Origin of the sequence: Pigmentiphaga kullae (assembly GCF_004216695.1) — a bacterium.
Classification (GTDB): domain Bacteria; phylum Pseudomonadota; class Gammaproteobacteria; order Burkholderiales; family Burkholderiaceae_B; genus Pigmentiphaga; species Pigmentiphaga kullae.
This window is the reverse complement of sequence record NZ_SGXC01000001.1, coordinates 1,588,773-1,614,971: the sequence shown is the minus strand read 5'-3', so window position 1 is coordinate 1,614,971 and position 26,199 is coordinate 1,588,773. Positions and strand designations below refer to the sequence as shown.

General features: G+C 67.3%; 28 protein-coding genes. 17 read left to right on the top strand and 11 right to left on the bottom strand.

All coding sequences use genetic code 11. The features are described 5' to 3' along the window. The first annotated feature begins 42 nt into the window (after positions 1-42). The 15 genes from EV675_RS07930 (at position 43) to EV675_RS07860 (ending at position 14,230) form a co-directional block, all read left to right on the top strand. The gene (locus EV675_RS07930; RefSeq protein WP_130356756.1) at positions 43-1,029 is read left to right on the top strand and encodes a tripartite tricarboxylate transporter substrate binding protein; all 987 of its coding nucleotides are present in this window, start codon (positions 43-45) and stop codon (positions 1,027-1,029) included. Between the two features lie 30 nt (positions 1,030-1,059). Further along, positions 1,060-2,052 (top strand): ABC transporter substrate-binding protein, encoded by a 993-nt coding sequence (locus tag EV675_RS07925; protein WP_130356755.1) that lies wholly within the window; start codon positions 1,060-1,062, stop codon positions 2,050-2,052. A gap of 7 nt (positions 2,053-2,059) precedes the next feature. Beyond that, on the top strand, positions 2,060-2,923 hold the full coding sequence (locus EV675_RS07920; RefSeq protein ID WP_130356754.1) for an FAD binding domain-containing protein: 864 nt from the start codon (positions 2,060-2,062) through the stop codon (positions 2,921-2,923). Between the two features lie 8 nt (positions 2,924-2,931). Continuing rightward, positions 2,932-3,438, top strand: coding sequence for a (2Fe-2S)-binding protein (locus EV675_RS07915; protein WP_130356753.1), 507 nt, complete (start codon positions 2,932-2,934; stop codon positions 3,436-3,438). After that, the gene (locus EV675_RS07910; protein WP_130356752.1) at positions 3,428-5,803 is read left to right on the top strand and encodes a xanthine dehydrogenase family protein molybdopterin-binding subunit; all 2,376 of its coding nucleotides are present in this window, start codon (positions 3,428-3,430) and stop codon (positions 5,801-5,803) included. The genes EV675_RS07915 and EV675_RS07910 overlap by 11 nt, the downstream gene beginning before the upstream one ends. A 73-nt stretch (positions 5,804-5,876) precedes the next feature. Then, positions 5,877-6,608, top strand: coding sequence for an SRPBCC family protein (locus EV675_RS07905; RefSeq protein ID WP_423213220.1), 732 nt, complete (start codon positions 5,877-5,879; stop codon positions 6,606-6,608). A 64-nt stretch (positions 6,609-6,672) separates the two neighbouring features. Next, the gene (locus EV675_RS07900) at positions 6,673-6,981 is read left to right on the top strand and encodes a non-heme iron oxygenase ferredoxin subunit (RefSeq protein ID WP_124687595.1); all 309 of its coding nucleotides are present in this window, start codon (positions 6,673-6,675) and stop codon (positions 6,979-6,981) included. After that, positions 6,965-8,242: an NAD(P)/FAD-dependent oxidoreductase gene (locus EV675_RS07895; protein WP_130356750.1), complete on the top strand. Its 1,278-nt coding sequence runs from the start codon at positions 6,965-6,967 to the stop codon at positions 8,240-8,242. The genes EV675_RS07900 and EV675_RS07895 overlap by 17 nt, the downstream gene beginning before the upstream one ends. Before the next feature lie 22 nt (positions 8,243-8,264). Next, positions 8,265-9,560, top strand: coding sequence for an aromatic ring-hydroxylating dioxygenase subunit alpha (locus tag EV675_RS07890; protein WP_130356749.1), 1,296 nt, complete (start codon positions 8,265-8,267; stop codon positions 9,558-9,560). A 5-nt stretch (positions 9,561-9,565) separates the two neighbouring features. Next, positions 9,566-10,078: an aromatic-ring-hydroxylating dioxygenase subunit beta gene (locus EV675_RS07885; protein WP_423213219.1), complete on the top strand. Its 513-nt coding sequence runs from the start codon at positions 9,566-9,568 to the stop codon at positions 10,076-10,078. An 11-nt stretch (positions 10,079-10,089) separates the two neighbouring features. Then, on the top strand, positions 10,090-11,052 hold the full coding sequence (locus tag EV675_RS07880; RefSeq protein ID WP_130356748.1) for an amidohydrolase family protein: 963 nt from the start codon (positions 10,090-10,092) through the stop codon (positions 11,050-11,052). Positions 11,053-11,093: 41 nt separating this feature from the next. Next, a complete protein-coding gene (locus tag EV675_RS07875; RefSeq protein WP_130357946.1) occupies positions 11,094-11,921 on the top strand; it encodes an alpha/beta fold hydrolase in 828 nt (275 codons plus the stop codon). A gap of 33 nt (positions 11,922-11,954) precedes the next feature. Further along, complete coding sequence (locus EV675_RS07870) at positions 11,955-12,986, top strand: 2,5-dihydroxypyridine 5,6-dioxygenase NicX family protein (protein ID WP_130356747.1); 1,032 nt, start codon at positions 11,955-11,957, stop codon at positions 12,984-12,986. Between the two features lie 13 nt (positions 12,987-12,999). Next, complete coding sequence (locus tag EV675_RS07865; protein ID WP_124687589.1) at positions 13,000-13,632, top strand: isochorismatase family protein; 633 nt, start codon at positions 13,000-13,002, stop codon at positions 13,630-13,632. 88 nt (positions 13,633-13,720) lie between these two features. Then, positions 13,721-14,230, top strand: a complete 510-nt coding sequence (locus EV675_RS07860) for a MarR family winged helix-turn-helix transcriptional regulator (protein WP_130356746.1) — start codon at positions 13,721-13,723, stop codon at positions 14,228-14,230. Here EV675_RS07860 and EV675_RS07855 read toward each other — a convergent pair. From EV675_RS07855 to EV675_RS07845, 3 genes are read right to left on the bottom strand one after another with little or no spacing between them, the layout of a single operon-like run. Beyond that, positions 14,203-15,450: a LysR family transcriptional regulator gene (locus EV675_RS07855; protein ID WP_130356745.1), complete on the bottom strand. Its 1,248-nt coding sequence runs from the start codon at positions 15,448-15,450 to the stop codon at positions 14,203-14,205. The genes EV675_RS07860 and EV675_RS07855 overlap by 28 nt on opposite strands. After that, positions 15,450-16,115, bottom strand: coding sequence for a cysteine hydrolase family protein (locus tag EV675_RS07850; protein ID WP_130356744.1), 666 nt, complete (start codon positions 16,113-16,115; stop codon positions 15,450-15,452). Before EV675_RS07850 ends, EV675_RS07855 begins: the two co-directional genes overlap by 1 nt. A gap of 12 nt (positions 16,116-16,127) precedes the next feature. Beyond that, positions 16,128-16,661, bottom strand: coding sequence for a 3-hydroxyanthranilate 3,4-dioxygenase (locus tag EV675_RS07845; RefSeq protein ID WP_130356743.1), 534 nt, complete (start codon positions 16,659-16,661; stop codon positions 16,128-16,130). A gap of 226 nt (positions 16,662-16,887) precedes the next feature. Here EV675_RS07845 and EV675_RS07840 point away from each other — a divergent pair, with 226 nt between their 5' ends. After that, on the top strand, positions 16,888-17,868 hold the full coding sequence (locus EV675_RS07840; protein ID WP_130356742.1) for a Bug family tripartite tricarboxylate transporter substrate binding protein: 981 nt from the start codon (positions 16,888-16,890) through the stop codon (positions 17,866-17,868). Between the two features lie 35 nt (positions 17,869-17,903). Here the strand turns inward: EV675_RS07840 and EV675_RS07835 are convergent, their stop codons facing one another. After that, positions 17,904-18,881, bottom strand: a complete 978-nt coding sequence (locus tag EV675_RS07835) for a Bug family tripartite tricarboxylate transporter substrate binding protein (protein ID WP_130356741.1) — start codon at positions 18,879-18,881, stop codon at positions 17,904-17,906. A 34-nt stretch (positions 18,882-18,915) separates the two neighbouring features. Further along, the gene (locus EV675_RS07830; protein WP_130356740.1) at positions 18,916-20,463 is read right to left on the bottom strand and encodes a carotenoid oxygenase family protein; all 1,548 of its coding nucleotides are present in this window, start codon (positions 20,461-20,463) and stop codon (positions 18,916-18,918) included. Between the two features lie 234 nt (positions 20,464-20,697). Here EV675_RS07830 and EV675_RS07825 point away from each other — a divergent pair, with 234 nt between their 5' ends. Continuing rightward, entirely contained in the window at positions 20,698-21,471 is a 774-nt protein-coding gene (locus EV675_RS07825; RefSeq protein WP_130356739.1) for a FadR/GntR family transcriptional regulator, read from the top strand. 2 nt (positions 21,472-21,473) lie between these two features. Here EV675_RS07825 and EV675_RS07820 read toward each other — a convergent pair whose 3' ends face one another. Genes EV675_RS07820 through EV675_RS07795 form a run of 6 tightly spaced genes read right to left on the bottom strand, consistent with a single transcriptional unit; the run spans position 21,474 to position 26,184 of the window. Further along, positions 21,474-22,196, bottom strand: a complete 723-nt coding sequence (locus EV675_RS07820) for an isochorismatase family protein (RefSeq protein ID WP_130356738.1) — start codon at positions 22,194-22,196, stop codon at positions 21,474-21,476. A 13-nt stretch (positions 22,197-22,209) separates the two neighbouring features. Continuing rightward, positions 22,210-22,935, bottom strand: coding sequence for a class II aldolase/adducin family protein (locus tag EV675_RS07815; protein WP_165404495.1), 726 nt, complete (start codon positions 22,933-22,935; stop codon positions 22,210-22,212). 10 nt (positions 22,936-22,945) lie between these two features. Then, positions 22,946-23,746 (bottom strand): ABC transporter permease, encoded by an 801-nt coding sequence (locus EV675_RS07810; protein WP_130356736.1) that lies wholly within the window; start codon positions 23,744-23,746, stop codon positions 22,946-22,948. Beyond that, the gene (locus EV675_RS07805; RefSeq protein ID WP_130356735.1) at positions 23,739-24,542 is read right to left on the bottom strand and encodes an ABC transporter permease; all 804 of its coding nucleotides are present in this window, start codon (positions 24,540-24,542) and stop codon (positions 23,739-23,741) included. Before EV675_RS07805 ends, EV675_RS07810 begins: the two co-directional genes overlap by 8 nt. Continuing rightward, on the bottom strand, positions 24,539-25,345 hold the full coding sequence (locus EV675_RS07800; RefSeq protein WP_130356734.1) for an ABC transporter ATP-binding protein: 807 nt from the start codon (positions 25,343-25,345) through the stop codon (positions 24,539-24,541). The genes EV675_RS07805 and EV675_RS07800 overlap by 4 nt, the downstream gene beginning before the upstream one ends. After that, the gene (locus tag EV675_RS07795) at positions 25,342-26,184 is read right to left on the bottom strand and encodes an ABC transporter substrate-binding protein (RefSeq protein ID WP_165404494.1); all 843 of its coding nucleotides are present in this window, start codon (positions 26,182-26,184) and stop codon (positions 25,342-25,344) included. The genes EV675_RS07800 and EV675_RS07795 overlap by 4 nt, the downstream gene beginning before the upstream one ends. Positions 26,185-26,199 lie beyond the last annotated feature (15 nt).

Below are 26,199 nucleotides of genomic sequence, written 5' to 3'. Positions count from 1 at the left end.
TGCGCCCACGACCCGATCAACCCGACCCCTGCGAGCTCCTCCATGCTGACCAAGATGCCCGTCCAACTGCTGTGCTCCCTGGCCTTCGCCGCCGCCCTCCTGCCCGCTGCGCGGGCCGAGGTCAAGGCAGCCCCCACCTTCCCTGTCAAGACGGTCGAGATCACCGTCCCCTATGCCGTGGGCGGCGGGGTCGACATGCTGGCCCGGCTCATCGGCGACCAGCTCGGCAAGCTGGGGCAGCCCGTCATCGTCGACAACAAGGCTGGTGCCGGCAGCACCGTGGGCACCCGCATCGTCGCGGGCAAGCCCAAGGACGGCCACTCCCTGCTGATGATGAACGACGCCTATTCCCTGGCGCCCGCCATCTACAAGAACCTGGGCTACGACCCCAAGAAGGATCTGGCGGCCGTGATCAATGTCGCCTACGCTCCCATGCTGGTGGTCGTGCCGGCGTCCTCGCGCTTCAAGACCCTGGCCGACGTGGTGGCGGCGGGCCGCCAGCCGGGGTCCAAGCTGTCGTACGGCTCCTGCGGCGCCGGCACCGATCCGCACCTGGCGGGCGAGATGATGAACATCGAGTTCAAGATGAGCAACGTACACGTGCCGTACAAAGGCTGTGGCCCTGCCCTGGTCGACGTCCTGGGCGGACAGGTGGACCTGGCGGTGGTCACCATCTCCGGCGCGCTGACCTACATCTCGTCGGGCAAGCTGCGCGCGCTGGCCATCACCTCCGGCGAACGCTCCAAGGCCGTGCCCGAAGTGCCCACCGTGGCCGAGAGCGGCGCGCCCGGCTTCAATCTCAGTCAGTGGCAGGGCCTGGCGGTTCCCGGCGGCACGCCGGAGAACGTCAAGATGGACATCTACAAGACGGTGTCGGCCATCATGAAGACCGACGCCATGCGCAAGCGGCTGGAGGACCTGGGCTACACCACCGCCGACGAAGGTCCGGCCGCGTTCCAGAAAATCGTCAACGACGACATCGACCGTTTTGCCGCGCTGGCCAGGAAGATCGGCCTGAGCGCGGACTAAGGCTTCCCGCATCCACGACAAGGAAAACCGATGAACAAACTGAACATCAGCCTCTCCGTAGGCAACTACGACCGCACGCAGGCCCTGTTCGACGGCCGCGTCGCCATCGAGGGCTGCAACGTGCGCGCCGTGCCGCTGGAGCCGGAAGAGGCTTTCCACCGCGCCTTCCGCTACGAGGAATTCGACGTGACGGAAATCTCGATGAGCAGCCACATGATGACCACGGCGCGCGGCGACAACAAGTACGTCGCGGTGCCCGCCTTCCTGTCGCGGGTCTTCCGCCAGTCGGGCATCTACGTGCGCACCGACCGCAGCATCCAGCGCCCGCAGGACCTCAAGGGCAAGACCATAGGGGTGCCTGAATACCAGATCACCGCCAACGTCTGGATCCGCGGCATCCTCGAGGACGAATACGGCGTCAAGCCGGCCGACATCAAGTGGCGGCGCGGCGGCGTCGAGGAACCGGGCCGGGGCGAACGCGCGCCCATCGAACTGGATCCGTCCATCGACCTGCAGCAGATCCCCGACGACAAGACCTTGTCGGGCATGCTGGAGTCCGGCGAGATCGACGGCTACATCGGCGCCCGCGCGCCGTCCTGCTTCCTGCGCGGCGCGCCCAACGTGGGCCGCCTGTTCGGCGACTACATCGACGCCGAAAAGGACTACTTCCGCCGCACCCGCATCTTTCCCATCATGCACATGGTGGGCATACGCAAGTCGCTGGTGGAAGAGAACCCGTGGCTGCCGGTCAGCGTCTACAAGGCCTTCCTGAAGGCCAAGGCGCTGGCCGTCAAGGAACTGGACGAGATCTGCCACCTGGCGGTCACCCTGCCCTGGATGGTGCATCACCACAACGAGGCCAAGGCGCTGATGGGCGAGGACTACTGGCCCTACGGCCTGCCCGCCAACCACCACGTGATCGAGACCTTCGCGCGCTATCACCACGAGCAGGGCCTGTCGCGCCGCCGGGTCGCGCCCGAGGAGCTGTTCGCCGCCTCGGCCCTCGACCTGTCGAAGATCTGAAGGCGCCATGAAAGCTCCCGCTGTCGACTACGTGGCGCCGCGCAGCCTGGACGAGGCGCTGCGATGCCTGGCCGGCACCGACAACGCGCGGGTGCTGGCCGGCGGCCAGTCGCTGATGGCCATGCTGAACATGCGGTTCGCGTTCCCGGACTGCCTGGTGGACATCAACCGCATCCCGGAACTGGCCTACCTGCGCGACGAGGGCGACACCATCCGGATCGGCGCCATGACCCGCCAACGCGACGTCGAGTTCTCGGACCTGGTCCGGGACCGTCTGCCCATCCTGCGCGAAGCGATCCTGAACGTCGGCCACCGGCAGACGCGCAACCGCGGCACCGTGGGCGGCAGCCTGTGCCAGCTCGATCCGTCGGCCGAAATCCCCACCATCGCCATGGCCCTGGACGCGCGGATCCACGTGGCCAGCGCCGCCGGCACGCGCAGTCTGGCGATGGCGGATTTTCCCGCCGGCTACATGACGCCGGCGATGGAGGCCGACGAGATGCTGGTGGGCGTGTCGATGCAACCCTGGGAACCAGGGCATGGCTGGAGCTTCCTGGAGTTCTCGCGGCGGCACGGCGACTTCGCCATCGCCTCGGCCGCCGTGCTGCTGCGCTTCGGCGCCGATGCCCGGGTGGAACGCTGCTCCATCACCCTGGGCGGCGTATCGACGGCGCCCGTGCGCATGGGCCTGGCCGAACAGGCGTTGCTGGGCACCAAGGCCGACGCCGCCGACATCGAACGGGCCGCCGCGCTGTGCGGCGCGGTGGAGGCCAGCTCCGACGCCTACGTGCCCGGCTGGTACCGCCAGCGGCTGGCGCGCGTCCTGTCCGGCCGTGCGATCACCCGCGCGCTCGAGCGCGCAACGAGATGAGATTTCCCATGGCAACGACGCAAGACACCCGCCCCGTGCACCTGTCCGTCAACGGCAAGCCCTGCCGGGGCATGGCCGCCCCGCGCCTGCACCTGGCCGACTTCCTTCGCGGCGAACTGAAGCTGACCGGCACCCACGTCGGCTGCGAGCACGGCGTCTGCGGCGCCTGTACGGTACTGGTGGATGGGGTCTCGGCGCGCAGCTGCCTGATGCTGGCGGTCCAGGGCGAGGGCTGCTCCATCACCACCGTCGAGGGTCTGGCCCCCGACGAACACGACACGCACCCGCTGCAGCAGGCCTTCCATGAACTGCACGCGCTGCAATGCGGCTTCTGCACGCCCGGCATCCTGATGTCGCTGTCCGAGCTGCTGGCCGCCAATCCCGACCCCGACGAGGACACCGTGCGCGACGTGCTGTCGGGCCACCTATGCCGCTGCACGGGCTACCAGAACATCGTGGCGGCGGCGCTGCGCGCCGCGCAGCTCCTGCGCGAACGAGGCGGCCATGCACGCTGAACGCCAGCTGACCGCCATCCCCGGCATGGGCGCGAGCCCCGGCCGCGTCGAGGACGAAACGCTGCTGCGGGGCAAGGCCTGCTTCCTGGACGACGTGCCCGTTCCGGACGCGCTGCATGCCTGCTTCGTGCGCAGCCCGCATGCCCACGCACGGCTGCGTGGGGTGGACGCGGACCAGGCGCGCGCCATGCCCGGCGTGGTCGCCGTCTATACCCGCCAGGACCTGTTCGGACACATCACCTCGTGGCGCATGCCGCTGGGCTTTCCGCTGGCGGCCCTGCCCGAGGACACCACGCCCTTCGCGCTGGCCGGCGACGAGGTCGCCTTCGTGGGCGAGGCCTACGCCGTGGTGGTGGCCCGGACGCGGCACGAGGCCGAGGACGCCGCGGCCGCCGTGCAGGCGCAGTTCGAGGTCTTGCCCGCCGTCGCGGACTGCAGGCAGGCCGTGCGCGACGACGCCCCCCGGGTGCGCACCGAGCTGGCCAGCAACGTGCTGCAGGACTACACCCTGGCCTATGGCGACTGCGACGCGGCCTTCGCCCGCGCCGACATCGTGCTGGACGACGAATTCCGGGTCCATCGCGGCTGCGGCCACCCCATGGAAGGGCGCGGCGTGGTGGCCATGCTCGAGGCCGCCACCGGCATGCTGACCGTCTGGTCCTCGACCCAGATGGCGCACGAACTGCACTACACCATCGCCCACATGCTGGACCAGCCCGAGGACCAGCTGCGGGTGATCACGCCGGACGTGGGCGGCGGCTTCGGCGCCAAGTTCATGATCTACCCCGAGGAGATCGTGGTGCCGGCCGTCGCCCGCGCGCTGGGCCGCCCCGTCAAGTGGGTGGAGGACCGCCGCGAGAACTTCCTGACCACCATCCAGGAACGCGACCAGTTCTGGCGCATCTCGGTGGCCGCCGACCGCGACGGCCGCGTGCTGGGCGTGCGCGGCGGCTTCGTCCACGACCACGGCGCCTATACGCCCCAGGGCACCAACGTCCCGTACAACGCCGCCTCGTCCATGACCGGACCCTACGTCGTGCCGGCGTTCTCGCTGCACGTGCAGGTGGCCTACACCAACAAGGTGCCGGTCGCGACCATACGCGGGGCCGGCTATCCGCAGGCGGCCTTCGTCATGGAACGCATGATGGACAGGCTGGCGGGCGCCGCAGGCATCGACCGGCTCGAATGCCGCCGGCGCAACCTCATTCCCCCGGAAAAGATTCCCTACACCAAGCCGCTCAAGTCGCGCGCCGGCGTGCCGCTGGTCATCGACAGCGGCGACTTTCCCGCGCTCCAGGCCACCGCCGCCCGGGCCATCGACTACGACGGCTTCGCGCAGCGGCGGGAAGCCTCGGCACGCGCCGGCCTGCTGCGCGGCATCGCAGTGGCCAACAGCGTCAAGCCCACCGGGCGCGGCCCCTATGAAACCGCGCGCGTGCGCGTGCACCCGTCCGGCCGCATCGTGGTCCATACCGGCGCCCTGGCCATGGGCCAGGGCATCAAGACCACGCTGGCGCAGTTGTGCGCGGCGCACCTGGGCGTGGAGCCGCAGGCGGTCGAAGTCTCGGCGGGCGATACGGGCCTCTCCGGCTACGGCATGGGCGGCTTCGCCAGCCGCCAGGCCATGATGGCCGGTTCGGCAGTCTCCGAGGCCGCCGCCAAGGTCAGGGACAAGGCGCTGGCCACGGCCGCCGCCGTCCTGGGCGTGGACGCGGGCGAGCTGACGCTGAGCCAGGGCGAGGTCCATACCCCGGACTTCGCCAAGCGCGTCCCGCTGGCCCGGCTGGCCATGCTGCTCAAGGGCGTGCCCGGCTACGCGCTGCCCGTTCCGGGCGATCCTGGCCTGGACGCGACCGTTCATTTCCATTGCGACGCGCAGGCCTACGCCGGTTCGTCGCACGCCTGCGAAGTCGAGGTCGATCCGCTGACCGGCGCCGTCCACGTGCTGCGCTACGTGGCGGTGCAGGACAGCGGCAACCTGATCAATCCGCAGATCGCGCACGGCCAGGTCCATGGCGGCGTGGTGCACGGCATCGGCAACGCGTTGTTCGAATGGATGGGCTATGACGACAACGCCCAGCCCCTGACCACGACCTTCGCCGAATACCTGCTGCCCACTGCGCCGGAGGTGCCCCCCATCGAGGTCATCTTCCAGCCCTCGCCCACCCGCTTGAACCCGCTGGGCGTCAAGGGCATAGGCGAATGCGCGACGCTGGCGGTGGCCGCCGCGGTGATAGGCGCCGTCGAGCACGCGCTGGACGGCCGCGGCGTGCGCATTACCGAATTCCCGCTGACCCCGGTGCGCCTGGCCGAGCTGCTCGACCCGCCGGCCCTGGACACGACGGCGCCCAGCACCAACCCTTGACTCGATCGCAGACGCCATGGAATTCACCAATCACTTTCACGTCCCGCTGCCGCTGGAAGAAACCTGGAAACTGATGCTGGACGTTCCCCGCATCCTGCCGTGCCTGCCCGGGGCCCGGCTCAAGGAAGCGCTGGGCGACGACAAATACCTGGGCTCGGTGTCGGTCAAGCTGGGTCCCATCAAGCTGGCCTTCGACGGCCAGGCCGAACTGGTGCGCAAGGACGACGCGCAACACATCGCCTGGCTGCGCGGCTCCGGCCTGGATCCCAAGGGCCGCGGCTCGGCCCAGTCTGAATTCAGCTTCGCGCTGGTCCCCGCCGCGGGCGGCGGCACCGACGTCACCGTCACCACCCAGTTGCAGCTGTCCGGCGCGGTGGCGCAGTACGGGCGCGGGAGCGGCATGATCGCCGAGGTCGCGGGCCACATCCTCAAGCAGTTCGAACACAACCTGGCCGCGTCCTTGCAGGACGATGCCGATGCGGCGGAACCGGCCGTGCCCATGCCCACGGCGGCGGTGCAGCCTGCCGCCACGGCGCAGGGCGAGGCGGTCCCGCCCCGGCCGGCGGCAGGATCGGGCAACGCGCCCGCCTCGCCCGAAGCCCAGGCCCTGCTGCTGCAAGCGCAAGCCGTGCTGGCCCAGGCGCAGGCGGTGCTGGCGGCCACGCAGCAGGCCCTGAACCAGAACCGGCGCGGCGCGGGCCGGACCGCGCCGCCGCCTCAAGAGCTGAACATGCTGAGCATAGGCATGAAAGCGTTCTGGTCCCAATTCAAGCAAGGCGTGGGCGGGCTGTTCGGCCGCCGCTAACCCACGCGGGCCCCGCGCGCGGGGCCGCATCACGAAATTCAGCATACTGATAAACGGAAGCATCATGAACTGGACACGAATCGCCGCGGTGGACGAAGTCGAAGACGACGCCGGCATGCCGTTCAAGCTGGACGGCCGCGACCTCGCCCTGTTCCGCAGCGGCGGCGAATTCTTCGCCGCCGACAACGTCTGCACCCATCAATATGCGCTGCTGACCGACGGCTATGTCGAGGATGGCTGCGTGGAGTGCCCGCTGCACCAGGCGCAGTTCGACCTGCGCACCGGCGAGCCGCGCTGCGCGCCGGCCACACAGCCCATCCGGATCTATCCGGTCAAGGTCGAGGACGAGGCCGTCTATGTCGCCGTCGAATGACACCGCCGCGCCCCTGGTCATCGTCGGCGCGGGCCAGGCCGGCGCCATGGCGGCGCGCGCCCTGCGCGAACTCGGTCACGCCGGTGAACTTGTCCTGATCGGCGACGAGCCGCATGCCCCCTACGAACGCCCGCCCCTTTCCAAGGCCGTACTGGCCGACGAACAGTTGCCCGATATCGGCCTGCTTCCCGAACCTTTCCAGGTCCAGGCCGGCGTCGCGCTGAAAACGGGCCGGCGCGTCGTCCGGCTCGATCCCGCGCGGCGCGAACTGCACCTGGAGGACGGCACGATCCAGCCCTATCGCGCCTGCCTGCTCGCCACCGGCGGCGACGCCCGCGTCCTGCCATCCCTGCCGCCCGGCACGCCAGGGGTCCACTACCTGCGCACGCTGGACGACGCGCAGCGCCTGCGCGCGTCCCTGCGCGCCGCGCGCAACCTGCTGGTGATCGGCGGCGGCTTCCTGGGACTGGAGATCGCCTCCACCGCCCGCGCGCTGGGCCTGGACGTGACCGTGATCGAACTGGGGCCGGCGCTGCTGGGCCGCGCGGTGCCGCCCGAGGTCTCCCGCTGGCTGGCCGCGCGCGCGCAGGCCCATGGCGTGAGCCTGCACCTGGGCGCGAAGCTGTCGGACCTGGCCCCCGTCGCCGGCGGGATCGCCGCCACGCTGGCGGACGCCGGCGAACTGCGCGCGGAACGGGCCGTGGTCGCCGTGGGCCAGGTGCCCTGCGTGGCGCTGGCGCGCGAGGCCGGATTGCTGATCGATGCCGGCAACGGCGGCATCCAGGTGGACGCGCGCTGCCGCACCAGCGCCGAAGACGTCTACGCCGCGGGCGATTGCGCCAGCGGCTTCGATGCCGCCACCGGCACGCATCGCCGCCTCGAGTCCTGGCAGAACGCCAACGAGCAGGCGCGCATCGCCGCGGCCGCGATGCTGGGCCAGGATGCCGAACCGTCGCCGCCGCCGTGGTTCTGGACCGATCAGTTCGGCTGCAACATCCAGATGCTGGGCCATGGCGCGCCCGGCCTGGCCTACCGGCTGCGCGGCCAGTTGCCGGAAGGCCGGGAGCCGGGCAAGGCCATGCTTTTCGGCATCGACGGCGACCGTCTGGTCCACGCCATCGCCATCAACGCCGGCGGCGACCTGCGCGCCTTCCGCGGCGTGCTGGGCCGCCGCCTGGCCTGCCCGCCCGAAACACTGGCCGACCCCGCCATCCCCGCCAAACAGCTTGCGCGCCTGGCCCTGGGCCCGGCGTCCGCCTAGACCCGGAACGAAAGGAAGCACGATGTACAAGAACCAGGAAATCCTCGACTACACGGTCGGCGCCAAGAACGGTGCCGCCGATGACTATGCCTGGCCGGCGGACGACCACCTGATCCCGGACTGGGTCTACACCAGCCAATCGGTGTACGAGCGCGAGATGGAGCGCGTCTTCAAGGGCCGCGCGTGGAACTTCGTCGCGCTGGAGGCCGAGATCCCCAACCCGGGCGACTACAAGCGTTCCTACGTCGGCCCCGTGCCCGTCGTGGTCTCGCGCGCCGACGACGGCAGCATCCACGTATTCGAGAACCGCTGCGCGCATCGGGGCGCGGAATTCTGCCGCAGCAGCCGGGGCCACGCGAAGGAATTCGTCTGCCCCTACCACCAGTGGTCCTACGACCTGAAGGGCAACCTGCAGGGCATTCCCTTCAAGCGCGGCGTGAACAAGCAGGGCGGCATGCCGCGCGAGTTCCGCAATGAAGAACACGGCCTGCTCAAGCTGCATGTCACGACCCGGCACGGCGTGGTCTTCGCGTCGTACTCGCCCGACGTGGAGCCGCTGGAGGAGTACCTGACGCCCGAGATCCTGAAAGACTTCGACGTCGTCTTCCCCGGCAAGCCGCTCAAGATCCTGGGCTATTACAAGAACGAGCTGCCCTGCAACTGGAAGATGTACCACGAGAACCTGAAGGATCCGTACCACGCCACGCTGCTGCACTCGTTCCTGGTGGTGTTCGGCCTGCTGGTCGCGGGCAACGACTCGGCCATGATCGCCGACCCCGTGCACCACCGGCACGGCACCATGGCCTCGGCCAAGAAGGAAGACAAGTACGCCGCCGTCAGCGAGGAGAACAAGAAGGAGATGCGCTCCTTCCACGATGGCATGCGGCTGCAGGACGACCGCTTCCTGGAGTTCGTGAAGGAATTCGACTCGCCCTGGTCGGTCACCATGCAGACCATCTGGCCCAATCTGGTCGTGCAACGCGAGATGAACACGCTGGGCGTGCGGCAGATCGTGCCCAACGGGCCCCACAGCATGCTGATGATCTGGACCATGTTCGGCTACGAGGACGACACGCCCGAGATGACCCGGCACCGCCTGCGCCAGGGCAACCTGATGGGACCGGCGGGCTTCCTGGGCCTGGAGGACAACGAGGCCATGAAGTTCGTGCAAGAGGGTGTGCGCCGCAGCAGCCTGGACATGAACGTCGTGAAGCTGGACGCGGGCAACGTGGGCACCGCCACCTCGCTGATCTCGGAAGCCGCCATACGCGGCATGTACCGGTACTACAGGAAAGTCATGGGATGGGAACAAGCATGATGACATTGCAGCTTTCAGGCTATGCGCCCTCGCGGGTGGATGCGCGGCGGGCGGCGGAGCTGCGGCCGCTGGTCGAGCATTTCAACATCGAGTATTGCGCAGTGCTGGACAGCGGCCACATCGAGGAATGGCCGCGCTTCTTCACCGAGGACTGCGTCTACCGGATCACTGCGCGCGAGAACGCCGAGCTGGACATGCCGGTGGGCCTGGTCTATGCCGAAGGGCGCCCCATGCTGCACGACCGGGCGGTGGCAATCTCGCGCACGCAGATGTTCGCGCCCCGCACCATGACCCACATCCTGTCCTCCCCCCGCATCGTCGCCGAGGAAGGCCAGGAGATCTGGGCCCAATGCAATTACGTGCTGCTCCAGACCCTGGTGGAGGGCCCCACCACGCTGCACCTGGCCGGCACCTATCACGACCGGTTCGTGCGCGATGGCGACGAACTGCTGCTGCGGGAACGCCAGGTGATCCACGAATCGTCGGTGATCGCCAACGACCTGGTCTACCCCGTCTAGGAGGAATGGAATTGACTACGCTACGCAAGATCGCGCTGGAAGAACACTTCATGATGCCGGGCTTCGAGACCTACTCGAAGGCCTTCCTGAACTTCATCGACCCGGCCACCATGAAGGAACTGGGCCAGCGCCTGGCCGACTTCGACGCACTGCGGCTCGATGAAATGGACAAGGCCGGCATCGAGCGGGTCGTGCTGTCCCAGTCCGGACCGGGCGTGCAGGCCGAGCCCGACACGGCATTGGCGCTGCGCCGGGCGCGCGAGAACAACGACTTCCTGGCCGAGCGGATCGCGCGGCGGCCGGACCGCTATGCAGGCTTCGCCATGCTGTCCATGCACGATCCGCACGAGGCGGCGCGCGAACTGGAGCGCAGCGTGAAGCAGCTGGGATTCAAGGGCTCGCTGGTCAACGGCCACACGCTGGGACGCTATTACGAAGGGCGCGAATACGATCCGTTCTGGGAACGGATGCAGGAACTGGACGTACCCATGTACCTGCACCCCATCGACCCGTGGAAACCGCTGCACGCGCTGGACGGCGCGCCGGTGCTGGCCGGCGCCAGCTGGGGCTGGGGCGTGGAAACCGCCAGCCACGCGCTGCGCCTGGTGTTCGGCGGCGTGTTCGACCGTTTCCCCAGGCTCAAGGTCATCCTGGGCCACATGGGCGAAGGCCTGCCCTTCCAGCGCTGGCGCTTCGACAGCCGCTTCGCCGCCTACCCCTACGGCATCAGCCTGCAGCGGCGGCCGTCGGAATACATCGGCACCAACCTGCTCATCACCACCTCGGGCGTGTGCTCGCATCCCACGCTGGTCGGCGCGGTGGGCGAGATGGGCGTGGACGCCGTGATGTTCTCGGTCGACTACCCGTACGAATCGACCGAGGCCGCCGCCCGCTTCATCGACACCGCTCCCCTGGAGCGCGCCCAGCTCGAAGCCATCTGCCATGGCAACGCGGCGCGGATCCTCGGCCTGTGAGCCGCCCCCCCACGGAGACGTCCTTGACCAAGCCACCCATCATGCCCGACAGCCACTTCCTCTACGGCGCCAACGTGCGCGCCAACGGCATCCGCCAGCACTACCTGCGCTACGGCGGCGCCAACGGCGAACGCGCCTCGCGCGATCCCGTCATCGTCGTTCCCGGCATCACCAGTCCCGCCATCACCTGGGGCTTCGTGGGCGAACGCCTGGGCCGGCACTTCGATACCTACGTCGTGGACGTGCGCGGCCGCGGCCTGTCCACCGCCGCCCCCGGCCTGGACTACAGCCTGGACGCCCAGGCCGAAGACCTGATCGCGCTGGCCGAGGCGCTGGGCCTGGCGCGCGCCAGCGTGGTGGGCCACTCCATGGGCGCCCGCATCGGCCTGCGCGCCGCGCGCATCGGCATGCCCGCCATGGCCCGCCTGGTAGCGGTCGACCCGCCCGTCTCCGGTCCCGGCCGCCGCCCCTACCCCGCCAAGCTGCCCTGGTACGTGGACTCGATGAAGGCGGCGCGCGCCGGCATGGACTGGACCGCCATGCGCGAGTTCTGCCCCACCTGGACCGAGGAACAACTGCGCCTGCGCGCCGAATGGCTGCACACCTGCGACGAGGAGGCGGTACTGGCCAGCTTCGAGGGCTTCCACACCGACGACATCCATGCCGACCTGCCCGCGATCCGGCAGCCCGTGCTGCTGATGACCGCCGAGCGGGGCGGCGTGGTCGAGGACGCCGATGTCGCGGAGTTCGCAAGCCTGCTGGCCTCGATGCAGACGGTTCGCGTGCCCGGCGCCGGCCACATGATTCCGTGGGACAACGAGGAAGGCTTCTACCAGGCCTTCGGCACATTCCTCGGCGTTTCGATCTGATATCCCTCCCACCTCCAGACCACAGGCAAGATCATGGCCATCAGCGACTATCCGTTCATCGAAGCCTGGCGCCAGGTGCTGACGCTGTCCCGCCTGGAGGCGGGGCAGACGGTGACCATCCTGACCAGCGCCTCCACCCATCCGCAGACCCTGTCGTGCGCCACCATCGCCGCGCAGTCCATGGGAGCCATCGTCAACCGGCTGGACCTGCCGCCGGTCAACGGCGAGAAGGCCCTGAGCCGGGACGCGCTGGCCTACCTCGGCACGACGCCCCTGACCGGCAACCACGCCGCCATCGCCGCCCTGAAGGCCAGCGACCTCGTCCTGGATCTCATGACCCTGCTCTTCTCGCCCGAACAGCACGAGATCCTGCAGACCGGCACCAAGATCCTGCTGGCGGTCGAACCGCCCGAGGTGCTGATGCGCATGGTCCCCAATCAGCAGGACAAGACCCGCGTCACCACCGCCGCCGCGCGCATCCAGGCCGCCCGCGAAATGCGCGTGCGCTCGGCCGCCGGCACCGACCTGCGCTGCCCCCTGGGCGAATTCCCCGCCATCAGCGAATACGGCTTCGTCGACGAGCCCGGACGCTGGGACCACTGGCCCAGCGGCTTCGCGCTGACCTGGCCGAACGAGGGGGGCGCCAGCGGCCGCATCGTCATCGACCGCGGCGACATCCTGCTGCCGCAGAAATGCTACGTGGACGACCCCATCGCGCTTACGGTGGAGAACGGCTACGCCGTACGCATCGAGGGCGGCCTGTCCGCCGACCTGCTCAGCGACTACATGGCATCCTTCGACGATCCCGAGGCCTACGCGATCTCGCACATAGGCTGGGGATTGCAGCCGCGCGCCCGCTGGTCCACACTGGGGCTCTACGACCGCGAAGCCACCATAGGCATGGATGCCCGCGCCTTCGAAGGCAACTTCCTGTTCTCTCTCGGTCCCAACAACGAGGCCGGCGGAAGCCGCACCACCGCCTGCCACATCGACATCCCGCTGCGCCGCTGCACCGTCAGCCTGGACGGGCGGGACATGGTCGTGGACGGCAAGGTCCTCGACTAGAACCGGAGCCATCATGCACAAGGAAATCTCGACCTACCAGCGCCAGGGATTCGGCGCCGACCTCGAACTGCGGGGCCCGGCCGCGCTGCTGATCGTCGACTTCGTCAACGGCTTCGCCGATCCGGCCATGTTCGGCGGCGGCAACATCCGCGACGCCATCGAACGCACCACCGTCCTGCTGGCCGAGGCCCGCAGGCTGGGATGGCCCGTAGCCCACACGCGCATCGTGTTCGCCGACGACGACGCCGATGGCAACGTCTTCACGGAAAAGGTGCCCGGCCTGCTGAAACTGAAGGAACACGATCCGGCCAGCGCCATCGTTCCCGAACTGGCCCCGGCTCCCGGCGAACTCGTGGTGCGCAAGACGCTGCCCTCGGCCTTCTTCGGCACCACGCTGGCCGCATGGCTGACTCAGCGCGGCGTGCGCACGCTGATCGTGGCCGGCGCGGTCACCAGCGGCTGCGTGCGCGCCAGCGTCGTGGACGCCATGTGCCACGGCCTGCGCCCCATCGTCGCCTCGGACTGCGTGGGTGACCGCGCCCTGGGCCCGCACGAGGCCAACCTGTTCGACATGCAGCAGAAATACGCCGCCGTCATGCCGCGCGACGAAGTGCTCCAGGCACTGGGGGCCGCCGCCAGCCGGTAGCGCATGGGCCATGGCCGGTTTTCCGCAGTATACTGACTAAAATGCGCTGGCTTCCACCGGCGCCGGTATCCCTGCGAAGCACCCCACGATGACCCATAACGAAGCGGACTCCCAAGATCAGGACACACCCTCGCATCCCTTCGATCCCGCCGAACAGGTGCTCTGGTCGCGCTCGGGCTATCTGGTCCGCCGCCTGAACCAGATCCACTATGCGATGTTCTTCGAGGAATGCAGCAACGAGATCACCCCGGTCCAGTACGGCATCCTGACCGCCCTGTCCCTGCAGCCGGGCAGCGACCAGAAAACCATCGGCCATGAACTCGGACTGGACCGCACCACCACCGCCGACGTCGTCAAGCGGCTCGAACGCAAGGGCTACCTGACCCGGCGCGTCGACCCCGACGACCGCCGCTCGCGGCAGTCCTTCATCACGGAAGAGGGACTGCGGGTCATGGGCCAGTTGCAGGCCGGCATGACGCGGGCCCAGCAACGGCTGATCTCGCCGCTCAGCAAGAAAGACCAGGAAACCTTCATGCGCCTGCTCTCCAAGCTGGTGCAGGCCAACAACCATTACGGCCGGGCGGCCGCCGACCTCTGATCTTTTGCCCCCGACTCGTCGCGGCATACCCGGCGGATCGCTTCGATCAGCAATTGCGCGCCCGGCGACGAATGCTCCTGCGTGCGGCGCAGGATGCCCATGGAACGCTCGGTGCCCGCCAGAACCACCGGCAACTCCACCAGGATGCCTGCCCGTAGTTCGTGAGGGAACAACTGACGCGAGGCCGCCGACAGCATGTCGGTCTCCAGCAGCAGCCCCCGGATCAGGGAAATATCCGACGACTCCACCGCCACCTGCGGCTCGGGCAACCCATGCTGCGCCAGGCATGCGCCCAGCGCCTCGCGCGTAGGCGTGCCCTGCCGGGGCAGTACCCACGCGGACTCCATCAGGTCGGCCAGATCCGGGGCGGCGGCAGTGGCCAGCGGATGATCGCGGCGCGCCAGCACCACCATGGGCTCGCGCATCAACTGCTCGACCACCAGCGCGCTTTCCAGCGGCTCCACCGGCAGCGCGCCCACCAGGAAATCCACGTCGCCCAGCCGCAGGCCGGCCACCAGCGTATCCATAGGCGCCTCCAGCGTGCGCACCTGCAGGCGCGGATGCTGCGCCAGCACACGCCCCACCGCCACCGGCAGCACATAGGGCCGGCTGAACGGCAGCGCCCCCACCACCACCTGCCCCTCGATCACGCCCTTCAGCGCCGAGATCTCGGTACCCGCCAGCCGCAGTTGCGCCAGCGCCCGCTTCACGTGCGCCAGCAGCAGCTCGCCGCTGTCGTTCAGCGCGACGCCGGCATGCGCGCGGTCGAACAAAGGCACGCCGACGCTGGCCTCCAGGTCGTACAACGCCATGCTGGCGGCCGGCTGCGACACACCCACCGCCGCCGCGGCCGTGCTGATGTGCTTGCGCTCGGTGAAGGCGAACAGCAATTCCAGGCGCCGCTCGTGCACCGCCAGGGAAAAGAACGGCGCCGTGCGCAACCGCTGCGCCGACTCGGGATAACGCTCGCACAAGGCGTCACAGGCCTGCTGGAGTTCCGTGAACGCCAGCTCGGTCCGCCGGTGCAGCGTCTGGCCGAAATCGGTCAACAGCCACTGGCGCGCGCTGCGCTCGAACAGCGCAACGCCGAACCAGCCCTCCAGCTCCTGCACCGAACGCGACACGGCCGACTGGGCGCGGCGCAGTTCCTCGCTCGCACGGGCCAGGTTGCCGTGGCGCACGACGGCCAGGAAGGGGCGCAGGTGCTTGGTGTGGAGCATCAGAGGACAGGCGGGGCGCCGGCCGGAGTATGTCTACCGAACAATCGCAGCAACTCTTTCGAGGTCGTGACCTCGCCGAAGTTCACCTTGACCGTGGACAACGTGCCTTCGTGCCCCACCGGATTGCCGCTGCCCACGCAATCCTCGGCCACCACGATGTGATAGCCCAGGAAAAACCCGTGCCGAAGAGTCGAGTCGACACAGACATTGGTAGCCACGCCCGTCATCACCAGCGTCCCGATGCCCCGCGCCTGCAACTGCGCGTGCAGCCCGGTCTCGTGAAAACCGCTGAACGTGTGTTTGTCCACGACCACGTCCTCCGGCCCGGGCTGGATACGGAAGAAGTCGGCTCCCCAGGTGCCTTCCATGCAACAGCCTTCACCTTCTCGCATCGCGACATGGGCGTCCGCCAGATACCTGAAGTCGTAGACCGAGCGCAGCCACGCGACCATGGCGCCCGCTGCCCTGGCCCCGTCCGCCAGCACGCCGATCCGGTCGGCAATGGACGCATTCTCGTCCACCCGGATAGGATTGCGCCCGCTCTCGGCCCGGGTGCGCTGCAGGTAGCCGCCCTGAGCGCAGAAATCGTTCTGCATGTCCACGATGACCAGGGCCGTATGTCGCGGCTCCACCTTCTCCGCCAGCGTGCGTAGGATATTGCTCATGACCGCCCCCGCTCAGCGATCCGACATGACCGTGCCGCACTTCTTGCAGGTGCGGAAATCGAGCGAACCCCAGAAGTTGTCGTAGGCCCGCGATACAGGATCGGCGCCATAGTCGCTGACGATGAAGCTTTCCTCGTGCAGCAGATTGTCGCAAGAAGGGCAGAACCAATGGAAGCGATCCACTTCGCCGGGACGGCGCTTGCGCTCGATCACCAGCTGGAACGCATCGGGCGCAAACCGCGGCGAATGCGGCACCATGGGTGGCTGGTAAAGACAATGCCCTTCGGGAACCACCGCCACCTTCTCCACCCCCTCGGGGGTGCGATAGTGCAGATGCAGGTCTCCTTTCAGCGAATACTGCATTTCGTGGCTGGGATTCAGGTGGAACTCGCTGCGGTATTCACGCCCACGCGCGATGAAGCACAGACAGTCGTCCTCCTGCCATAGCGGATAGGTCCGCCGCTCCTCGTTGTGTCGCAGGTGCTCCATGATTTCCTGCAGATCGATTTGCGGCATGTGCAGCTGCAGGCTGGGGAAAAGTTTCATCGCTACGTCCTGGTAATGATTTCCCCTATTCTCGGCCCGCCGCGATGCAGGCGCCAGCCGGCAATGCTTCTTCCTGGGGCGAAAAAACTTATGCGCGCCCGCCTGCCATCAAAATACTTCTGCCTGTCCCGAAAGCGCTTATGCCCCGCCCCATCCGGCCCTGGCGGTGGCACAGTGGCAAGGCCTCCCCCCGGGGCGGCTTGTTCAACCTTCGGGAATCCGGATCATGAAAACGCCAACAATCCATTCCATGCTCGCGGCGATCACGCTGGTCCTGTGCGGCACATCCGCGGCGCTCGCCCAGGACTACCCCGCCAAACCCGTACGGATCGTCTCCACCTTCCCCGTGGGCAGCGGCCCCGACGTCGCGCTGCGGCTGGTGGCCGACCGGCTGTCGCAGAAATGGGGGCAGCCCGTCATGGTCGAGAACAAACCCGGAGGCAACGGCTTCATCGCCATCGACGCCGCCAAACGCAGTCCCGCCGACGGCTACACCCTGCTGCAGATGGACAACGCGCAGACCAGCGCCCATCCCTACCTGTTCAAGAAACTGCCCTACGACCTGATGCGCGACTTCGAGCCCATCACGCCCATGCTGCGCAACTACTTCTTCGTGGTCGTCCCGGTGGACAGCCCCCTGCGCAGCACCGGCGACCTGCTCCAGGCGGCGCGCGCCAAGCCTGGCTCGGTCACCTACGGTTCGTGGTTCGTCGGCAGTCCCGGACACATCGGCGGCGCCATGCTGGAACAGGGAGCGGGCGTGGAAATGATGCACGTCCCGTACAAGGACATGGGACAACTCTATGCCGCGGTGGCCAACAAGGAACTGGCCTGGGCCTTCGGCAGCGGCGGCAGCGCCGGCCCCTTGCAGCGCGCCGGCAAGGTGCGCTACCTGGCCGTCTCGGCGCCCCGGCGCCTGGCGGGCTTTCCGGGCGTTCCCACCATTTCGGAGTCCGGCGGACCTGCCGGCTTCGACCTGGCGGGATCGGTCGCGCTACTGGCGCCCAAGGGCACGCCCACGGCGGTGGCCGACAAGATCCAGCGCGACGTGGCGCAGGTACTGCGCGATCCGGAGGTCCTCAAGCGCTACGACGCGATGTTCTACGAGCCCTATGCGCTGGAACGCGCGGAGTACGTGAAGGAACTGGCCGACGAGACCCGGCGCTTCGGGCTGGTACTCCAGCGGCTGAACATCGCGCTGGATTGATCGGCCCGGATTGACGCCGCTGCGCAGGAGCCGCCTCAATCGAGCCGAATGTTCGCCTCTCGAATCACCTTGCCATAGACGTCGAAGTCGGTACGCATGACCTTGGCGAACTCCGCCGGTGAACTGCCGACGGGCGTGATGCCCATGCTTTCTATCTTCGCCGACACCTCCGGGCTCGCGATGATCCGCGCCAGCTCGCTGGACAGCTTGTCGGCGACGGCCCGGGGCGTCGCGGCGGGCACCAGCACACCGAGCCATCCGTCTTGTTCGAACGAGCGATACCCCAGTTCCCGGAACGTGGGAAGGTCCGGCAGACCTGACAGCCTTTGCGTTCCGGTCACGGCAAGGAAATTCAGCCGTTCCGCGAACTGGCGTGCGGTAACGCTATCGATCAGCCCCCCGCTGATCTGCCCACCCAGGAGGTTCGTCGCAAGCTGGGAGCTCCCCTGGAAAGGAATGAGCGGCAGATCCATCCCTGCTTGCTGATTGAGCATGATGCTCAGGAGGTGAGAAGGCGTACCCACACCGTAGTTGCCGATGCTGGTCCCGCCTGGATTGGTTTTTCCCCGGGCGACGAACTCCGGGAGAGTCTTCGCCGCTCCAGCCTTGGGAACCGCCAGCAGCAAGGGCAGGCGGGCGATCAAGGTGATCGGCGAAAAATCCTTGAAGGGGTCGTAGGTCGCCTTCTTCACCAGTTGCGGCTGCAGGACCAGACCCGACACCCCCAGAAGCACTGTGTAACCGTCAGCGGGAGCACGCGCCACCAGCCCTGCACCGATCAGCCCCCCCGCTCCGGCACGGTTCTCGACCACCACGCTCTGGTGCCATGCTTCCTGCAACCGTTGCGCCAGCAGCCGCGCCGTCGAATCCGCCACCCCTCCGGCCGCATAAGGTACGACGATCGTGACGGGTCTGGAGGGATAGGATCCGGCGGCCGTCTCAGCCTGCACGGCTGTGCCGCCGGCCAGCATCGCCAGCGCGAGACAAGGTCCGATCAACGAAGAAAAGTGCATGATGTCTCCTTGGTTTCATTGTTTGACGGGTATGTCACAGCGCGGCGATCTGCTCGCTGTCGAGCCAGACCGCGTGCACCCCGAAAGGCACGCGCTGCGGGAGTTGCAGGCGGCAGACTTCGGCCATCGACGCGGCGTCCAGCACCAGCACTTCGGCCTGGTGCTCGCCCATGAGCAGGTCCAGGAGGTAGCCATCGTCTTCGGCAACGGCGCCTTTCTTCGGAACGAAGAGCGGTTCGCCGCCGTAGAGCTGGCCATAATCGACGTACCGGATCTCGCGTTCTTCCTGGTAGTCGTACTTGAGTGTGCCCTTGCCCATGTAACCCTCGCGCTGCTCGTCGAGGAGATAGCAATAGCGGTTTTTCCTGCCCCGGTACCCGACGTGGAAGGAACAGCGCTCGTAACCCCATTCGACCAGCACCCGGTCTTCGAGCACCTTGCCTGCATCGGGGTCGATGACCCATTTCGACAGCTGGGCGTGGGACTCCTCCGGGGTATGGATGGGCACGGTGTCCGGATACTCGGAGAAGCGCGGCGCGAACATGACGATGTTCGTCCGCCCATCGGGCCGCTTCTCCTCCCAGGCGTTGACCAGATGCCAGATCGCGCCTGGCTTGCCGGTCGTTACCCAGCGAATGGGCGTGTCCTGGTCGAACTTCCGGGGAAGCACACCGAAGCGCATCTCGTATTTCGGATCCCAGTAGTACATGCTGCCGCCTTCCCTCTGGAGGCCTTGTTTGTCGACCCGCATCGAGATGTCGGGGAAGATGATGTAGTTCTCGGTAATGCAGCATTCATGGATCCACGCCATATGGTTCGGCGGCTGCTGGTAGGTAAGCGACCGCACGACCTCGTTGTTCGAAACCTGGACGATCGTGATGCTGCCGTCATAGCGATTGGTCGCAACGCTGTACATGTCGCCCGTGTCGGGATCGATGGCGGGATGGGCGGAGAACGGCCCCGTCAACCTGCCCCCCCAGGTGACGTGCTCGCCGGCCCCGTCGATGACCAGCCTCCCCCCCTCTCTGCGGACATCCAGGGCGAAGGGATATCCGGCTTCGTTGAATGCATATAGCTTGCCTCGGTGGAACTGAAGCGCCGTCCCGTTCCCGGTACCGCTGAACCTCAATTCCGGCAGCGCGCCTTCCTGGTACTGCCTGCTGAGCCAGGCCATCTTTTCGACGGTCGCCTTGCCGCCCGTCAACAGTTCGCCCATGGTGAGATACACCTCGCGGCCCAGCATTTTCTCGATCAGGTAGCGCCGGGTGCGGACGTAGGAATTGGTGTAGGTGGCCTTGCCCCCCTGGATGTGGACCTGGTGCAGCATGCCCGGGCCGTCGAACATCTGCCATCTCACCCCCATCGGAGCGAATTGGGGGTTCGTACCGTTGCGGATGTAGATACCTTCGAGATCGGACGGAAGCGTGCCCACCACCGTGACAGGAGCATCCTTCAGTTCGGTGTGCACGGCGCGAAAACCCCAGTGCCTGTAGGCGCTCCTGCGGTTATGGGCATCGGCTTCCAGCGCCGCGTCCAGGCGGGCCAATTCCGCTTTTTGCGCGCGGGTCAATTGCAGCGACATGTGTTTCCTCTTGCGTGTTCCATGAGTTATGGGTGAACCGCTTTTATTTGGTCTATCTTACATTGGTCTTACCAATGTATATTGATAGAATAGGTTCAACGATTTCCATGCGCAAGAAAATTAATAAGGGACGGAAGAACGTCAGGGCCGCACAGGGGCTTTGGTATGATCAACAAAGGTCTAAACTCAGTCCCTTAGCCAAGCTTGAGCCCCGCGCGTCAAGACAGGAGTGTCATGGAAGAGTCGGGTGCCGCCGCATCGCCGCTGTTCGAACCGATACAGTCCCGCCGGGCCTTCGAGGTAGTCTGCGAGCAGATTCGCCAACTGGTCGCCACCGGCAAGCTCAAGCAGGGCGACAAGCTGCCGCCCGAGCGCCAGTTGGCCGAACAGTTGGCGGTCAGCCGGCTGACGATACGTGAAGCCTTGAGAAGCCTCGAAAACGCGGGGCTCGTCGTCCTTCTGCGCGGCCCGAGGGGCGGCGCTTTCATTCAGAACGGCAGCGACGACAAGATGACCGAGGTGATGCAGGACATGCTCGACCTCGGCACCATCTCGCTGGCGGATCTGACCGAAGCCAGGATCTTCATTCTCGACTCGGTGGTCCGGCTTGCCTGCGAAAGGGCCACGGAAGAAGATCTCGAGCTGATTGCCGAGAACGTCCGATCCAACGAGATCGCGCTGGCTTCCGGCAGCCGGGAAGTCCGGCTGGAGCACGCGACCGAGTTCTATACCCGGTTGGCCGCAGCGACGAAGAACAAGGTCATGATGCTCGTGGTGCGCTCATTGACCGATACGATCAAGGCCATTCTCCAGCGCATCGAAATCTATCCCGCGCAGGACCTTGCCGTCTCGAGAAGGCAGTTCCTGCAAGCCCTGCGCGCGCGCGATCCTGAACAGGCGGCGAAAGAAATGCATGTGCACCTGCAGAAGCTTCACGAACATGTCGTCAAGCATGCCGCGGCGCAGAAAAAATCGCCGGACCTTATCCCCCAGGCCCCGCACCGCTAAGATCAAACACCCGTGGACGCCTGACCCCCGAAGTGCTCCAGGATGGCCGCCGTGTCCAGCACGTCGGCATACTTCGCATGCATGTCCAGCAGGCTCATCGCATGGCTGGACTGCAAACGGTCGAAACAGGCGTCGGCGGCCACGACGATGCGATAGTTGGCGCTGAAGCCGTCCACGACCGTGGCGCGCACGCAGCCCGAGGTGCTGCCCCCGGCCACGACCAGCGAATCGGCGCCCAGCAGGGTCAGGTAGGACTGCAGCGGTGTCGAGAAGAATGCCGACGGTTTCTGCTTGCCGATGACCAGGTCGGCGGGCTGCGGCGCGATTTCCTCGACGATCTCGTCATGATGCCGAGCGGACCGGAGCTGCGGTGCCTCCTGCGGCCTCGACCGTGCATGCTTCCACAGCCAAGAGCCCATGTCCCACTTGTCGTCCCGGTACGCGCCCCGCGTATAGATGACGGGCCGCCGCTGCGCGCGAAAGGCGGCCAGCAGTTCGCGGATGCGGTCGATGGCGTCCCAGCTTGCCTCGCCGCAGGAGTTGGGCCAGCGGCGCACGGAATCGGCGATGGGTTCGCGTCGGTCGCCGCAGAAGCCATAGGTGGCGTCCACGATCACCAGGGCCGGCCGCGCGCCGAATCCCATGCGGGCGCCGTAGCCGGACAACTCGATGATCTCGCGATCGCGCGGTGTCAGGTACGAGTACAGCGATTCGAGCGTGGCCATGTCCGGGATCCCCTTACGCGAAGAGCGCGGCGTCGCCGCGGGCCTTTTCCTGCCATGCGAGCTTGCGGACGAAGTAGTTCCAGGAATGCTCGACGTGCACGGGCGTCATGATCTGCTCGCGCCGGCGCTGACGTACAGGCGGCATCGGGAAAGTCGCCTGCGTGCGCATCTGCGAGCCCAGCACGTGGATGCGCGCGGCGCGCTCCAGGAACACGCCGACGCAGACGGCATGGGCGATGGAGGTGCCGCAGAAGGTCACGCCATGGTTGGCCATCAGCACGGCGAAATGCGGCCCCAGGGTACGGGCCAGCGCGGCGCCCTCTTCCTCGGTCTTGAGCAGCGCGGCTTCGTCGCGATGGCAGGGCAGTTCGTCGAAGTAGTCGGCGTCCAGCGTGAACGGCGCCAGCGCGGTGCCGAACGACGACAGGATGCTGGCGTGGAAGGGATGGGTATGGGCGACGACATTGACGTCGGGGCGCGCCTTCAGGATCTCGGAGTGGATGGGCCATTCCGAATGGCGGCCGCCTTCTCCCTCCAGTTTGGCGCCGTCATGGCCGACCAGCACGAAATCGGCGGCGGACAGGATCTCGCCCAGGCCGCGGGCGTTGCGCTTGAGCCAGAAGCCGCGGCCCTGCGGATCGCGCAGCGACAGGTGGCCCAAGGTCATGTCGCCATGGCCTTCCATTTCCAGGACGCGGCAAGCCGTCGCCAGTTGGTCCAGTTGTTGTTCGATAGACATCGCGGAAGCCTCAATGGGAAGGACGGGAGTTCCGGGCGGCGCCATCGGGCTCCCAGAAGATGATCCTGCCTCGCAGCGCGACGAGCAGGCGGTCGAGGGTGAAACCGATCAGCGCCACGGCGATCACGCCGGCATAGGACTCGGCATACATGAACGAGGCCGACGCGTAGGCGATGTAGTAGCCCAGCCCGGTGCTGTCGCCGATCATCTCGGTGATGATCACGACCACCATGGACAAGGGCAGCGCGACCCGGATGCCCGACATGATGGCGGGCAGCGCGGCCGGCAGCAGTACGCGCAGGAAGATGCGCACGGGCCCGGCCCCCATGTTGCGGGCGCTCCAGACCAGACGCGGCGCCACGGCGCGGATGCCGAAGTAGGTGTTGACGGCGATCGGGAAGGTGCACTCCAGGGCGATCAGCGCGATCTTGGAGGGCGAACCGAAACCCAGCAGCAGGATGAAGACGGGATACAGCGCGATCTTCGGAACCGGGTAGCCGAACGAGAAGATGGGCTCGACCATCCATTCGAACCAGCGGCTGCGGGCCATGAACACGCCCAGCAACACGCCGATGACGATGGCCAGGCCGAAGCCGCTCAACGCGCGCGAGAACGAGATCGACGCGTGATAGACCAGGTCGCCGTTGGCCAGCCCTTCGACGAAGGCCTGGCCCACCTTGACGACCGAAGGCATCAAGCGCGGCGATACCCAACCCGAGCGGGACAACAGTTCCCAGGCCGCGGCCAGGACAGCCAGCGGGTACAGCGGCGCCATGGCCTGGCGGGCGCATGCGCGCAGGCGCTCAACCATGGCGGGCCTCCCCGGGATACTTGTCCGCCAGCAGGCGGCGCCGGATGGCAAGCAGGATGCGGTCACTGGCGAAGCCCATCAGGCCGATGGCCAGGATGGCGGTGTACATCCAGTCGTAGCGCATGGCTTCCTCGGCGCGCACGACCATGTCGCCCAGGCCGTCGTGGGACCCCACCATCTCGGCGGCGAACAGCACGATGAACGAGAGCGCGAGGCCCGAGCGCAGGCCGGTGAAGATCTGTGGCAGCGCGGCCGGGAAGATGACGCGCCGGAAGACATAGGCGGGCCCCGCGCCCATGTTGCGCGCGGCCCAGATCAGGGACACGGGCGTGGCGCGGGCGCCATACAAGGTGTTGATGAAAGTCGGGAAGAATACGGCCAGCGTGATGAGGGCGATCTTCGAGACGTCGCCGAAGCCCAGCCAGGTGATGATGACAGGCAGCAGCGCGACCTTGGGCACGGGGTACAGCGTGGAGACGAGCGGATCGAAGAAGGCGCGCGCCTGCCGCCACACCGCGCTCAGGAGGCCGATGGCCACGCCCAGCGCGGCCCCCATGAAGAAGCCGCTGTACGAACGCACGCCGGACGCCATCGCGTCGCGGACGAGTTCGCCGCTGGCCAGCAATTCCCAGGTCGTGGCGGCGATGTCGGTCGGCGCCACGACGTAACGGGGCGCGCCCGGCTGGCCGGCCGCCAGTTGCATCGCGACCAGCAACGCCACGGGCAGGGTCCAGCCCGCGACCCAGCGCAGCGGACGTTGCCAGGCGCCCGCCGTGGCGGTACGTGCCCCGCTCATGAGCCTTCCCGCGCGCGCAGGACTTCGTCGCGCAGCATGTCCCAGATGCGGGCGTGGTAGTCCATGAACTCGGGCGACTTGCGGATGGCGGCGCCGCGCGGCCGCGGCAGCTCCACGCGCAGGTCGGCCTTGATGCGGCCGGGCCGCGCCGTGAAGACGATGATGCGGTCGCTCAGGTAGATGGCCTCTTCGATGTCGTGCGTGACGAACAGCACCGTTCGGCGGTCCTGCTGCCAGATATCGGTCAGCTCTTCCTGCATCAGTTCGCGCGTCTGCGCGTCCAGCGCGCCGAACGGCTCGTCCATCAACAGCATCTTGGGCTCGTAGGCCAGCGTGCGCGCCAGCGCCACGCGCTGCCGCATGCCGCCCGACAGCTCGCCGGGGTAGGCGTTCTCGAACCTGGCCAGCCCGACCATGGCGATGTACTTGCGCGCGATCTCCAGGCGCCGCGCCTTGGGCAGCCCCTGCACTTCCAGCGACCAGGCCACGTTGCCCAGCACCGTGCGCCAGGGAAACAGCGCGTAGTCCTGGAACAGCATGCCCCGGTCGGGCCCGGGCGCGGAGACCGGGCGACCGGCCAGGCTGATCGTGCCGCTGGTGCGCGGCTCGAACCCGCCCACCATATGCAGGAAGGTACTCTTGCCGCAGCCCGAGGGGCCGACGATGCTGACGAACTCGCCTTCGGCGATGGACAGGTCGAAATCCTCCAGCGCGGTCACGGCCTGGCCGTTGCGCAGGAAGCGCTTGCCGACGCCCTGCGCCTTCAGGTAGCCGGCGGTGCTGGTGCTCGCGTTGGCGTTCATTTCGGCAGGTAGCTCATGTCCACGACCTTGGCCGGATCCAGGCTGTCCAGATAGCCGAAGTCCTTCAGTTCGGTCACCATCCTGCGCATGGAGTCCAGGTCGACCTTGCCGTCCAGCGGATGCAGGTACTTGCGCATGCCCAGCGACACGTCCAGCGGGATGTTGACGAATTTGGCGTCGATCAACTGCTGGTGGCTTTCGCGCGGATGGTTGACGTAGAAATCGGTGGCCTTGACCAGATCGGCCAGGAAGGCGCGCAGCGCGGCGGGATGCCTGGCGGCGAACTCTTCCTTGACCAGCAGCAGCATCAGGTCTTCCTGCTGCCCGATACCCTCGGTGGACGTGAAGACCGTGCGCATGCCGCCGCGCTTCTCCTCGAAGGCGGCGAAAGGCTGCGGGAAGGCGCCGATGTCCAGCTTGCCGGCGCGCACCGCCTCGCCCTGGGCGGGGAACGGAACGGCCACCCATTTGACGTCGCGCTGGGGATTGAGCCCGTGCTTCTTGATCGCCAGCCGGGCCCAGATCTCCGCCGACGAACGCGCGCCGTTGATACCGACGGTCTTGCCCTTCAGGTCGGCGATGGTCTTGATCGGCGAGCTGTCGAGCACCATGTATTGCGTGGCGAAGCCCTTGGGACCGCCTTCGCGCGACAGCGAGGCGACGATCTTGAACTTGATGCCCTGGGCCGCGGCCATCATGACGCTGTGGGCGGAACCGGTGGCGATGTCCAGTTCGCCGGCCTCGAATGCTTGAAAACGTTTATCGGTGCCCCGGAACAGGGTGTACTCGAGCTTGTAGTCGCGGTTCTGTCCCGGCGTGACGGCGGGCGAAGCCTTCATCGTCCACAGCGGCTC